Source organism: Thermomicrobium roseum DSM 5159 (assembly GCF_000021685.1).
GTDB classification, from domain to species: Bacteria; Chloroflexota; Chloroflexia; order Thermomicrobiales; family Thermomicrobiaceae; genus Thermomicrobium; species Thermomicrobium roseum.
On record NC_011959.1, the window covers coordinates 558,939 to 571,820 of the forward strand.

The window sequence follows — 12,882 nt, forward strand, 5'->3', positions numbered from 1 at the left end:
CATACCAATGATACTCCTCGATGCACCGCTACGATGTTGGATCATTCGATTATTCTGGACGAGGCATAAGGATTGTTTTTAAGCCGAGTGGAGAGGTAGGACGGCCTCACCGTTGGCGAGAGACACGACCCGCTCCGGGGTATAGACAGTCGCCGGATGAATCGCGTGTACCATGGCCGCGACGCGTAAAGAGGCCAGGTGGGGATCCTCGCGCGTTCGCGCTTCGAACCGTTCCCAAATGTCATCGGGAAGCCTTCGCCGCAACTCGAACGTCGTAAACGCAAACATGGGAAGAAGATCATCGTCTCGTCGGCTGGCATAACGAGCGAGTGCCTGCTGGAGATCGATGCCCTCGGTCTGCACCCGAGCGAGTTCCTCAGCGAGCAACCAGGCGCTGCGCGCTGCATTTCCCATACCTTGCACGCTATGCGGGTCTTGATGACAGCCAGCGTCGCCGACGAGCGCCCAGCCGGTGCCAGAAGCCTGGCGGAGGAAATTCGGCAGGTGGCCCGTACCGCGGATCGGAGCGACTTGGCGTGCCGCAGCGAACCTTTCCCAGATCTCAGGGATACGGCGGAGTCCAGCGAAAAAGTGGTGGGTGACATCGCGGCGGAATGCCGGGAAGGCCCGGTGCTCCACCCCGTAGCCGACGAGCGTGAGACCAGCGTCGCAGGGGAAGAGGAAAGCAGCGGCGTACTCTGCTCCGATCTCCGGATAGTCGCCGCGATAGGCGAGCGCAGCCAAGTCGCTGTCCCATGGTAAGTCGTCGACGTACGTGTAGTACCAGGCGAAGAGGGGAGGAATCTCCTGGAGAACGGGTGCTCCGACCTGGCGGGCAACAATCGAATCCTTTCCATCGGCTCCGATCACGAGCGGTGCCGAGGCGAGCCATTCTTCGCTCGTCGTCTCGACGACGACATCCCATCTCCGATCGTCCACCCGACGGACGGCAGTTACCCGAGCACTCGTCAGTGCGGTCACGTTGGAAAGCGATCTCACTGTCTCGAAAAGCGCGGTATCGAGCACGTCGCGGCGAATGCACAGGGCGAAGTCGAACTCTCCTGACTCCGGAAAAGGTGCGGCCACGTAAGGAAAACGGAGCCAGCGAAGACGTGGTGCTCCGATTCGGAGAACTGGCTCCAGAAGACCAGCTCGCTGGAAGGCATGCAGCGTATCGCTGAAGAAGAGATGGGTCGAAAGCGTCGGGCGTGGAAACCGCGCTCGTTCGATGAGCAGGATCGACCACCCGAGCTGTGCCAGGGCAGCGGCAGTGACGCAGCCAGCGATCCGGGCTCCCACGACGATCGCATCGAATCGACCTATCTGCTTGGCCATACTCCGCTCGCTGCTTCTGGAACCGAGCCGATCCAGTCGAATAGAGGAGTATCGGCTCCGTCGCGGTATTGAGTATGCCCCCGAGGGCGAGTGCGCGGGCGTCTGTATCGAGCGTGGCCGAGGTCCTTTCGGTCGTCGCTCCTTCTTGGACTACAGCGTCTCGTGGCGACTGTGGCACGCGCTGATGATGGAGGAGACATCGCGCGCCGCACCGGCCGTGATGGCACTTCGAGTCACGTTGGAAGGGGAGTCCTGCCGGCGAGCGCTGCAGTGCTCATCGAGTCGACTGGGGGGTTGCGACCACCGAGTCGGAATGCAGGGCTGCTCCATTGCCAGTTCGCTACTCGCAGCGTACACTGGGCTGAGCCAGACCGGTCATTCCTGACCGGATCTGGGCATCGAGAACGGGACGGCAGAAGCGGTGGACGTGTCGAGTCCGAGTCGCCACTCCAACGAGTTCCCCGGCTGACCCCACATGGCGCAGACGCGACTCTCCGGGGTGGCCGGGTGAGACCAGCCACAACGGAGCAGGTCGCTGGTGCGCCGAGCGTTCCCTCGGCACCAAAGGTTCTTACATCGCGAACGATGAGAGCAGCCGCGTCGTGCTTTCGTCGAGCGGCGGGACGCACGAGAGCTGGATGAGCCTCTCATACGGCGAGCTGCGGCGACGTCTTCGGCGGAAGCTGGGAAGGGAGACCGTATGGCCACGGAAATGGACATCCAGATGCAGCTCCGCTCACTTCTCCAGCGTGGAGAACGGGAAACGGTCGAGGATCTCTTGTGGGAACTCGTCGAGCAACGGCAGCTTTATGCTGTTCTCCGTGAGCTGGAGCCCTTCGAACTCGCGCGCCTCGCCGAACTCCTCGGCGACGAGACGTTCGGGGAGTTCCTGGCTGAGCTGGATCCGAGCGATGCGGCTGATTTGCTCGAACGGTTGAGTTCGCAAGAGGCAGCGGATGTCCTGGAGGCGATGGCCCCTGATGATGCGGCCGATGTCTTCGCCCGTCTCGATCCCGACGAGGCCCGTCAGATCCTCGTCGAGATGGAACCGCTCGAAGCGCAAGAGCTGCAGGAGCTTTTGAGCTATCCGCCCGAGACTGCTGGCGGGCGGATGACACCCTCGTACGTCGCTTTATTGCCGGATGTCCGCGTTGACCAGGCGATCGCGGCGCTGCGGAAGGTGGCTGCGGAAGTCGAGACGATCTACTACGCCTATGTCGTCGACGAAGCGAATCACCTCTTGGGCGTTGTCTCCATGCGTGATCTCGTGTTGAGCCCGCCCTACCGGACTGTGGGCGAGATCATGACGCGTGACATCGTGAAAGTGCGCGCCACCGCCGATCAGGAGGAAGCCGCGCGTTTGCTCGTCGAGGAGGGGCTTTTGGCCATACCGGTCGTGGATGATGAGGATCGCTTGCTTGGCATCATCACGGTCGACGATGTGGCGGACATTTTGGAACGCGAAGTGACGGAAGACATCGAGCGGTTGGGTGGTTCGCAACCGCTCGAGGTTCCGTATACCCGGGCGACGCCTTTCTATCTGTGGCGGCGACGAATTGGTTGGCTTCTCCTCCTGTTCGTCGCTGAAATGTACACGGGGACGGTTCTTCGCCATTTCGAGCAGGAACTCGAAGAAGCGATCGCTCTCGCCTTTTTCGTTCCTCTGTTGATCGGGACTGGTGGAAATGCTGGCTCGCAAGTCGTCACGACACTCGTGCGAGCCATGGCGGTCGAAGGGATCGGTATCCGCGATTTTTTCCGCATTTTCCCCAAAGAATTCATCGCTGGTCTCCTGGCGGGTGTTGTTATGGGTACTGCCGGCTTCCTGCGTGCGGAAATTCTGGGTGTGGATCCGGCGATTTCGTTGACGGTGGGCGTTGCGCTCTTCTGCATCGTGCTGTGGGCAGTGACGGTCGCGACGCTCTTGCCGCTCCTCTTGCGTCGACTCGGGATCGATCCGGCGGTCGTGTCGTCGCCGTTCATCGCGACGCTCGTCGACGGAACAGGCCTGGTCATCTACTTCAATGTCGCTCGCATCATCCTTCATCTACACAGTTGAAGAGTATCGCCGTATGCTTACGCGGGTTCCTTTCGGAGGGGGCACTATGGAGCTTGTGCGCGAACTGGAACCTGGGTGGTACCTCGTCGATCTCCGATTCCAAGGTGTGGAGAACGTGATCGCCTCATACCTCTTCGTCGGTCGTCAAGGAGTAGCGATCGTCGATACTGGGCCGAGTACGACGATCGAGCGTCTCGTAGCGGCGCTCCAAGAACTGGACGTTCCGCCCGAGGCGGTCCGGCATCTCGTTCTGACCCATATCCATTTGGATCATGGCGGAGCAGCTGGGCACCTGTTGGAGCGGTTTCCGAATGCGCGTGTCTATGTCCATCCGCTCGGTGCGCCGCACCTGATCGATCCGACTCGCTTGTGGGCGAGCGCTGCTCGTATCTATGGCGATCGTATGGAACTCTTGTGGGGGTCGATTCGCCCATGTGCTGCCGAGCGAGTCGTGGTCGTCGAGGATGGGGAGGCGATCGACCTGGGTGATGGGCGCCGATTGCGGGCATTGGCGACGCCAGGACATGCCTCGCACCATCATGCCTGGCTGGATACCGCCACTGGTTCCGTCTTCGCTGGCGACATCGCTGGTATCCGGATCAGCGCGCTCCCCTTTGTCTTTCCACCGACCCCGCCACCGGATATCGATCTCGGACAGTGGCGCCGGAGTATCGAGCGCCTGCGCCGTCTCCAACCGAGTCGCCTCTATCTTGGTCACTTCGGACCAGTCGAGGATATCGATTGGCACCTGGACGATCTCTTGGCGAGGCTCTTCCTCTGGGCAGGATGGATCGGGGCGTTGCTGGAGCAGGGCCTGGATGCGGAGACGATCGCCGGGCGATTGCAGGAGCTGACGGACGGAGAGTTCCATCGTCTCCTGGGTGAGCGTGCGCCGGTTATTGCGTACCAGTGGGCGTCCGGTAGCTTTCGCATGACGGTGGATGGGTACGTCCGTTATTTCCGGACGCATCGGCCATGGGCGAGTGGTTCATGAGGACGCAGAGGGCGATGAGCGCGCCGTCGTTGCAACGACGGGCCTACCGTTTGATCATTCTTTTGGGCCTCGTCAGCCTTTTCGGTGATATCAGCTACGAGGGGGTTCGTGGTGTGACGGGGCCGTACCTGGCATTGCTCGGTGCGAGTGCAGTCGCAGTCGGGCTGGTAGCCGGTCTCGGCGAGTTCGCTGGCTACGCGCTGCGCACGGCATCGGGGTATCTAGCGGACCGCTTGCGCCTGCACTGGTTGTTGACGGTTGTTGGTTACGGTTTGATCGCCACGTTACCTTTGCTGGCGCTGGTTCACCGTTGGGAACTCGCTGCGGCGTTGATCGTGCTCGAGCGATTAGGTAAGGCGCTGCGGACACCCTCGCGCGACGCTATTCTCTCGCATGCAGCCAGCCAGGTAGGGCGCGGCAAGGGCTTTGGGATCCACGAAGCACTCGACCAACTCGGTGCCTTGATCGGCCCGGTCATCTTCGCAGTCGCGCTCACTTTCGACGGTGAAGCCGGTTATCGGCTCGGCTTCGGGCTGCTCACGATTCCTGCGATCCTCGCGATCGTCATTCTCGTCCTTGCGTGGAGGCAGGAGCCGGAGCCAGAGTCGCTCGAGAGCGTTACTCCACGCGTGAACCGCCCGACGGAAGCCAGCGGCTCCCGTCGGCTGAGCGGACCGTTCTGGCGTTACACGCTCTTTACGGCGTTGACCACTCTCGGATTCGTCCCTTTCGCTCTCCTCTCGTATCATGTGGAACAGACTGGTCGGTTCAGTCCGCCGTTGATACCACTGCTCTACGCGGTCGCGATGGGGGTGGACGGAGGGATCGCATTGATCGCAGGCTGGGGATACGATCGCTTCGGCTTGCGTACCTTGGCAGCGGTACCCATCTGCATCGCGTTGGGAACGGCTGCTGCGTTGCAGTCGACCACCGGGTTCATTATCACGGGGGTCGTCGTCTGGGGAATCGCGATGGGACTCGTCGAAACGACGATGCGAGCGGCGGTCGGCGAACTCTCCGCTCCGTCGGCGCGCGGACTGGCCTACGGTGTCTTCAATACCGTGTTCGGGACAGCCTGGCTGGCCGGTGGAGCCGTGCTCGGTTATCTGTACGAGCAACTAGGCTCTCGAGGAACCATCGGTGCGACCCTGGTACTGGAGATCGCAGCATTGTTGCTTTTCTGGGGACTGGGGGTGGCTCGCGCACACGCCTCCTACAGAGCTCAGAGCGTTTCCTGATTCGATCGCTCCGCTCTCGGTTCTCAGGATGGACGCAGGTATGCCTCGGCACAGACCGAGCAGCGCCGAGTTCGGTCGCGCGGTCGGTCGGTCGCCGGAAGCACTCGGTTGGCAGTCGGCATGTCCGCTCATGTCCGGTGCGCGGGAGCTCCTCGGTGGTGAGTAGCGAGCCAGGTGCGGAGTTCCTCGAGCGACCGAGTATTGAGAACATGTCTGGGCTCCGCCCAACCGCGACGCGCGGTCGCGACCGACCAGCGCATATTGTCCAACTGGCGTGTCGAGTGGGCATCACTGGTGCAAGCGATCAAGATTCCCCGGTTGATCGCCCGCTGGACCCAGATGTCCGGGAGGTCGAGCCGATCCGGCTGTCCGTTGACCTCGATCGCGACCCCATAGTGAGCAGCGGCATCCAGCACGGCGTCGAGATCGATCTCGTACGGGAGTCGAGAGGTAAGCAGGCGTCCGGTGGGATGACCGAGGATGTCGACATGGGGGTTGGCGAGCGCACGGATGACGCGTTCCGTCATGCGTTCCTGCGGCATATCGAAGGCGCTGTGCACGGACACGATCACGAGATCGAGTTCGGCGAGAATCTCGTCCGGATAGTCGAGTGTCCCGTCCGACAAAATGTTAACTTCGGCGCCCTGCAGGATACGAAATGGTGCCAGTCGTTCGTTGAGTTCGCGGATCCGCTCGCGTTGTTCGCGCAGACGCTCGATGGACAAGCCGCGGGCCACGGTGAGGGAAGGGGAATGATCCGAAATGACCAGGTACTCGTAGCCGCGCGCGCGAGCAGCTTCGCACATCCGCTCGAGTGGCTCGTGTCCGTCGCTCCAATCGGTGTGCACATGGAGGTCGCCGCGGATATCCCGCTGCTCGACGAGGATGGGCAAGCGATGCTCGCGGGCCGCCTCGATCTCACCACGGTTCTCCCGCAGCTCGGGTGGAATCCAATCCATTCCCAAAAGCGCATAGATCTCATGTTCCGTTTCGCTCGCCAAAAGCTTGCCGGTTTCGTCAAAGAGGCCGTACTCGGAGAGTTTCCAGCCGCGCTCTTGGACGAAGGAGCGTAAGGCGATGTTGTGTTCCTTCGATCCGGTGAAATACAGAAGCGCCGAGCCGTACTCGTGCGGTCGCACGACGCGCAGATCGACTTGGAGGTCTTCGCGGGTGAGAATGGAGGGGCGCGTCGGTCCAACAGCGAGGACTTCTTTGACGAATGGCAGATGAACGAAGGCATCGACGACTGCGGGAGGATCGTCGCTGGCGACGAGGATGTCGATGTCTCCGATCGTCTCTTTCATGCGGCGGAGACTCCCGGCCGGATCGATCGCCCGGATCGCTGCATGCGGTCGCAGGGCTGCCACCACCTCCTCGGCTACCGGCAGCGCGATGCCGAGGAGGAGACGCTTGCTCCGTTGCATGAGGCGTGCAGCTTCGCGGGCGATCCGCTCCTCGAGTTTCTCTCCGAAGCCGGGGAGCTTGCGCAGCTTGTGCTCCTGTGCTGCCTGGAGCAGGTCCTGGATGGTCGTGATTCCGAGTTGTTCGTAGAGAAGGTGTGCTCGAGCGGGGCCGATCCCTGGTACTTCGAGCAGATCAACTGCCTGCAAAGGTACCTCGCGCTTGAGCTGTTCATAGTATTCCAGTCGACCAGTTCGCAGGTACTCTTCGATCTTGGCGGCAATCGCCTTGCCGACGCCAGGGATTTCGTCCAGTTTTCCTTGCCGGGCGAGTTCCTCGATGTCCTCATCGAGCGCGCGGATGTTCTGTGCGGCCGTCGTGTAGGCGCGGATCCGATAGGGGTTCTCGTTCTTGAGCATCAGAAGTTCAGCGATGTTGTCGAGCAGGAGAGCAACCTCCTCGTTCCGTCGCATGCCGCTCACTCCTTCGGCCGAGTCGGTTGGACAGTCGATTCCTCCAGCCACGCGCGCAGAAGTCGAACCGTCGCATGAACGAGAGCACGGACTTCGTCCGGAAGCAAGCCAGTGACTGCCGCGATCTGTTCGTCGCTCCAACGATCCAGAGCTGAAAGGAGGTACGTTTCGCGCCACTGTTCGGGTAGCCGGTCCAGGAGCTGATCGAGCAACCGACGGGTCTCGGGATCAGCGAGGAGGTCGTCAGGCAAGGGAAGGTCTGGGTCTGCAAGGGCCGCGGCCAGACGAGCTGCTGTCCCCTGCAATTCGGCTGGCGGCGCTTCGGGGTGCTCGGTTGGCTCGCTCGCAGTGCCTCGGTGCCGCTCGGCGTGGCGGGCGAGTGCCGCGCGATGGACCGTGTCATGTGCGAGTCGACGGAGCCACGCGAAGCGATCGCGGGGAAGTTGCGGTAGTTCTCGTAGTTCGCTGCGGGCTCGCTGATAGGTCGCGAAGGTCAGCTCTTCCGGATCGAGTTCGGTCGGCTCGACGAGCCCAGCCTCGACTTCGCGGGCGATGGCGCGGAGCACGGTACGAAGGATGGGGAGGTAGAGATCGAGACCTTCGCGATAGAGCCATTGCTCGCGCTGGGCGATCTCGTCGGGTGTCAAGTGGGGTGGGCGCGGGGGATGAGGAGTCGTCTCGGCCAACCGGGCGGTCAATCGGCGGCGGGCCTCATCGTAGGGGGCAGCCTGCAACCGGCGGCGGAGGGCGTGGAAATACGGATCTTGGAAAACCACGTGGTCGCTCCTCACTCGGTCTGCGATTCCGGCCACTCCAGGATAGCGGATTCGCCGAGAACTGTCATCTGAAGAGCTTTGGCGATATTCGGGACCATCGCGGCTGGCACATCGATCGAAGGAGCAGGTTGGTGGGACGAGGAACCTTACCTGTCGGCTGAGCGGAAAGCGTGCTTCTGACTCCGGTGTGATTGCACACCGGTGAGCGCGACGAACCCCGATGGTTGGTTAGGGATGGGCTGCCGATCGTGCAGCAGAGGAATCGACGACCACTGTCGCCTGAGAGCGCGCGATCACCGCGCACGACGCGGCATGCAGTGCGTTGGCGGTTAACGGTTTCACCGGAGCCAGTCACGCGCGGCGAGGATTTCTGCCCCGATCCGGCCTAGCGAGACGGCTCGTTCGGGCTCGGCCTGCGGTCGGAATTCCAAACGGGCGCGCTCGAAGTACTGCACGATCGTGCCGTCCGGGAGCACGGTCGGCTCACTGATAGCCAGCCCAGTGATGAGCAGGGCGGCCTGATCGGGTGGCATGCGCGCGGTTACGCTCGATCCGATGTGTAACCAGGCATCGAGCAGCGGCCCACACAGCTCGTGACCGGTTTCTGGGAAGGTGCGACAAGTCGTCATCCCTGCTCCGTCGGATGCAGGAGCGGGTGAGCGAAAGACTCGTGCCGATGCGAGTCCGAGCTGATGGACAAGTTCGACCCCGATGTGGTCGAGCACGACACTATCGAGGGCGATCGGTGAGTCCGGAATCCACACGAAGCGGGCACGTTCGAAGTATTGGACTGTGCGGAACTGACCAGCATCCGGATCGTATTCGTCGAATTCTTCCGACAGTGGAAAGCCGAAGAGGCTCGCTCCGCCGAACTGCTCCCAAAAGTGCCGGAATCCGTTCGCCAGATAGTGACCGGTCTCCGGGAAATAGCGCCAACCGGGATTCTGGCTCTCGGGCTTCGCCCGGCGAGCCGTCGGCAAGAGGTCCGCGATCGGTGCGGCCCAGAGGGAGACGTCATCGGGTCCATGCTCTTGGAACCAGACCAATCGATCACCGCCGACTGCCAGCTGACTGACATAGGTCGCGTCAGGTACGGCGAGGAAACGACTCTTGCTCAGTGTGTCGTAGGCCATGATGGCTCGTCGTCCGGTTTCCGGGAGAGCTGTATCGATCCAGAACACATATCGTCCGTCCGCCGTGACTGCTTTCGGGACACTCTCCCAAATGGGTACGTTCAGTCGGGGTTCATCGAGGGAGATGACTCGCATCGTCTGGTCGATCGTGATCAAGGCATCGTTGCTGAGGAGGATCGATGGCGGAGTTCCCTCCCCTTGGAGCACTGTCACCGGAGCGTCAGCGCTCGCGACAGGTTGAAGCTGGATGCGCCACTCCTCGGTTCTCGTGACTTCGACCCACGCCACACGGCCAGCGCGCAACTGGAGATCGGTGATCGCGTGCTCTGGAGGGAGCACGGTGAGGATGCGTGGTGGATGGCGCGTGTTTTCGAGATCAGCGACGAAAAGACGATCGGTCCCATTGCGCGCGACCCACGCTGCCCAGCGGCCGTTGGCGCGTGGCCCGGAACGGATACCGGTCTCGGCCAGCGTCCACGTTTCTCGTGTTTCGAGTCGAAGAGCCCGTATGCGACCGGAACAGTCGGTACATGAGCGCTCCAGCCAGAGAGCCGTTCCCTGCGCCAGAGCGAGCTCAGAAATTTGGCCGGTTGAGCGAGTAAGCGTGGCGTGATGCTCGTTGCCGGAAACCTCGAGCAGGAGGGTCGAGTCCGCTGTCTCCGGGATGGCAAGGACAATGGCTCGTCCGTCGGTGGCAAGAGCCCCTGCCGCAGCATAGCGCCCGAGCAGGAGGGGAGCGGTGATCGCTCGGGAACGCTCGTTCCAGGTGACGAGGAGCGTGAAGAGTGTCGCCGAGAGCCCGAGCAGAGCGAGCACGAGATGAACGAGCCGATTGCACCAGCGAGGCTTCCCGATCGCGCTGGCTGCTGTCCGCGGGACGGTGGTGACTCGTCCATTCGGCTGGAGTGGGCGAAGAATAGGCGTTTGCCCCAACTGCTGCTCCTCTCCTCACTCTGAGTATCGTCCGCTGACGCGGTCTCAGTAGAGACGAAAGGGAGGAGCACTGTTGCTCATCTTGGCTAGCCGATCAGTCCCCCTCGACATGACGGGCGGATCGGCCCGGCGGTCACGGATCGGGCAGCACGTGCGTGCCGGCGCGTCCTTCGAGCGCATCGCGAGCATGATCCAACGCCGCGATGATCGAGCGTCGGGTCGATCCCCTACTCACGAATCGGAGAGCGGCTTCTACTTTCGGACCCATGCTCCCGCTCGCAAAATGTCCTTCTACTTGGTAGCGCCGCAGTTCACTCGCGAGAACCCGTTCGAGTGGACGGGCCTGGGGTGTCCCGTAATGAAGCATGACGTTGGGAACATCGGTCAGGATCAGCAGGGCATCTGCCCCGAGTTCGTGGGCGAGCAGCGCGGCAGCCAGATCTTTGTCGACCACCGCCTCGACACCTTCGTACCGTCCGTCCGGGCGCCGAACGACCGGGATACCGCCACCGCCACAGGCGACGACCAGTGCGCCAGCCGCGAGCAACAGTTCGATCGCTGGTCGATCGACGATGGCAATCGGATCGGGTGAGGGAACGACTCGCCGCCAGCCGCGCGTGCCCTGTGGCTTCCACACCTGGCCGGTTTCAGCCATGATGGCCCGAGCCCGCTCTTCCGGGTAATAGAGGCCGATCGGCTTCGTGGGGTCATTCCAAGCCGGGTCGTCCGGACTGACCTCGGTGCGCGTCACCAGCGTGGCGACGACCCGGTCGATGCCGCGTTGCCGCAGTTCTGCTCCCAAGGATTGTTGGATCATGAACCCGATCGTCGCTTGTGTCTGTGCAACGCACCAGTGGAGCGGGACGGGTGGGACGATCTCGCGAGCCAGCTCGTTCTTGACGAGGAGGTTTCCGACTTGCGGACCATTACCGTGCGTAATGATGAGTTCGTACCCGGCAGCGACGAGTTCGGCCAACTGGCGACAGGTGAGATCGACATTGGCTTGCTGTTCTTCGGCTGTGCCGCGTTGGCCTGCCTGAATGATGGCGTTGCCGCCGAGCGCAACGACGATGCGCCTCATGCCATCCCCCTCGACTCCAAGGTAGTGGTTCGACTGTGTCCTGCGAGATACGCATCCTCGAAGGCCCGGTAGGCTTCGGTGAAGCATCGCGCGGGTGGTCGGACGATACCGGCTCCCACCTGCCCGATGCCAGGCTCGCGGTGGGCGATACCCGTATCGATGACCGGCAAGATACCGCTCCGCACGACCGAACGCAGATCGATACCGACGGGAGTACCGCGGAAGTCGAGCGCGGGGATGCGGAACACCTCGTGCTCAGCAACGGTGATCTCGTACATTTCGAGCGTGGCCTGGACTGCGTCGGCCGGCGTGCCGCCGATGAACTGCACGATCGCCGGAGCGCCAGCGAGTGCGAAACCGCCGAAACCGGCGGTTTCGGTGATCGCGCTGTCACCGATATCGGGATTCGCGTCGTCAGGCCCGAACCCAGGAAAGTACAAGCCGCGCGGTACGTTGGCTGGACCGGTGAACCAGCGGTCGCCCAGCCCGGAAACGCGGATGCCGAACTCCGTACCGTTCCGCGAGAGAGTGGTGACGAGCGAGCTTCCCGGAATGCCGTGTGCGGCATCCGCCATCACCTTGGCTGCCACCATCGCGAGATTCACGAAAAAGTGGTCATTGGCATTGATGAACCGGAGGACGGCAGCGATATCGCTCAAGGGCGCATCGCACTCGACGAGGTAGGGCGCGATTTCACGATAGAACAGGGAGGTTGCGGCCTTGTTGCGATTGTGGCATTCGTCACCCATTTGTAAGGCCTGAGCGATGATATTGCGGAGATCGATGCCACCGCTCCTGGCCAGAGCTTGCCCAACGAGTGGCGCGAGGACGGTGCTGATCCAACGCAGTCGATCGATCACCTCCGGGGCATAGGCACCCATCCGCATCACTTTGCCGATGCCTTCGTTGAAGTTGGTGTAGGCGCGATTCTCGCCGGCAGCATTGATCGCGATATAGACGGGCATAGAAGGGGAAATGACACCGGCCATCGGCCCGACCGCGCTATGCTCGTGATTTGGGGAAAGTTCGACGTAGCCGGATTCCAGCTTCCGGATCGCTTCCTCTGGTGTCGCCGCGAATCCCTCGAAGAGCATGGCACCGATCAGGGCTCCGCGGAGCGGACCGGACGCGTGAGCCCAGTCGATGGGAGGGCCGGCGTGGAGGAACGTCCGGTCGGTCATGCCGGGTATCACGTCACGGGCGCGCGCTACGCCAACGACGACCGGTTGAGCGCGCATCATGCGTGTCACCGCTTCGCGATTCGCCGCATCGATCGTTGGGTCGTTGAAAAGCGGCAGCGCGAGTCGGCGCGGCTCGACCATCGGTGGCTTCCATTCGACTGGATAGACTGCTCCGCCCTGATCCTGCACCGATCGGGCGAAGAGGTCGAGCCCGACGTTGATGACTGCGGGTGTGGTCTCGAGAAGCTTTTGCACTTTCTCGTGCATTCCGTCCATCG

Annotated in this window: 9 protein-coding genes; 3 read left to right on the forward strand and 6 right to left on the reverse strand. The window is 62.3% G+C overall.

The annotated features are described in order from the left end of the window. Positions 1–78 precede the first annotated feature (78 nt). On the reverse strand, positions 79–1,335 hold the full coding sequence (locus TRD_RS02605; protein ID WP_012641967.1) for an NAD(P)/FAD-dependent oxidoreductase: 1,257 nt from the start codon (positions 1,333–1,335) through the stop codon (positions 79–81). Between the two features lie 700 nt (positions 1,336–2,035). On the opposite strand from TRD_RS02605, the gene mgtE reads away from it, so the two are divergent. From mgtE to TRD_RS02620, 3 genes are read left to right on the forward strand one after another with little or no spacing between them, the layout of a single operon-like run. Beyond that, positions 2,036–3,394, forward strand: a complete 1,359-nt coding sequence (gene mgtE / locus TRD_RS02610; RefSeq protein WP_012641968.1) for a magnesium transporter — start codon at positions 2,036–2,038, stop codon at positions 3,392–3,394. Between the two features lie 46 nt (positions 3,395–3,440). Next, positions 3,441–4,388 (forward strand): MBL fold metallo-hydrolase, encoded by a 948-nt coding sequence (locus TRD_RS02615; protein WP_052294043.1) that lies wholly within the window; start codon positions 3,441–3,443, stop codon positions 4,386–4,388. A gap of 14 nt (positions 4,389–4,402) precedes the next feature. Further along, positions 4,403–5,626, forward strand: coding sequence for an MFS transporter (locus TRD_RS02620; protein WP_041435930.1), 1,224 nt, complete (start codon positions 4,403–4,405; stop codon positions 5,624–5,626). A 128-nt stretch (positions 5,627–5,754) separates the two neighbouring features. Here the strand turns inward: TRD_RS02620 and polX are convergent, their stop codons facing one another. The 5 genes from polX to TRD_RS02645 all read right to left on the reverse strand — a co-directional run bounded on the left by polX (position 5,755) and on the right by TRD_RS02645 (position 12,880). Further along, entirely contained in the window at positions 5,755–7,500 is a 1,746-nt protein-coding gene (polX, locus tag TRD_RS02625; protein ID WP_012641972.1) for a DNA polymerase/3'-5' exonuclease PolX, read from the reverse strand. Between the two features lie 5 nt (positions 7,501–7,505). Then, positions 7,506–8,276, reverse strand: coding sequence for a hypothetical protein (locus tag TRD_RS02630; protein ID WP_012641973.1), 771 nt, complete (start codon positions 8,274–8,276; stop codon positions 7,506–7,508). A gap of 338 nt (positions 8,277–8,614) precedes the next feature. Beyond that, positions 8,615–10,342: a hypothetical protein gene (locus TRD_RS13500; protein ID WP_012641974.1), complete on the reverse strand. Its 1,728-nt coding sequence runs from the start codon at positions 10,340–10,342 to the stop codon at positions 8,615–8,617. 133 nt (positions 10,343–10,475) lie between these two features. After that, entirely contained in the window at positions 10,476–11,423 is a 948-nt protein-coding gene (gene arcC / locus TRD_RS02640) for a carbamate kinase (protein WP_012641975.1), read from the reverse strand. Then, positions 11,420–12,880 carry a YlbE family protein gene (locus tag TRD_RS02645; protein ID WP_012641976.1) on the reverse strand — a complete coding sequence of 487 codons (1,461 nt, stop codon included), beginning with the start codon at positions 12,878–12,880 and terminating at the stop codon, positions 11,420–11,422. The genes arcC and TRD_RS02645 overlap by 4 nt, the downstream gene beginning before the upstream one ends. Between the last annotated feature and the right edge of the window lie 2 nt (positions 12,881–12,882).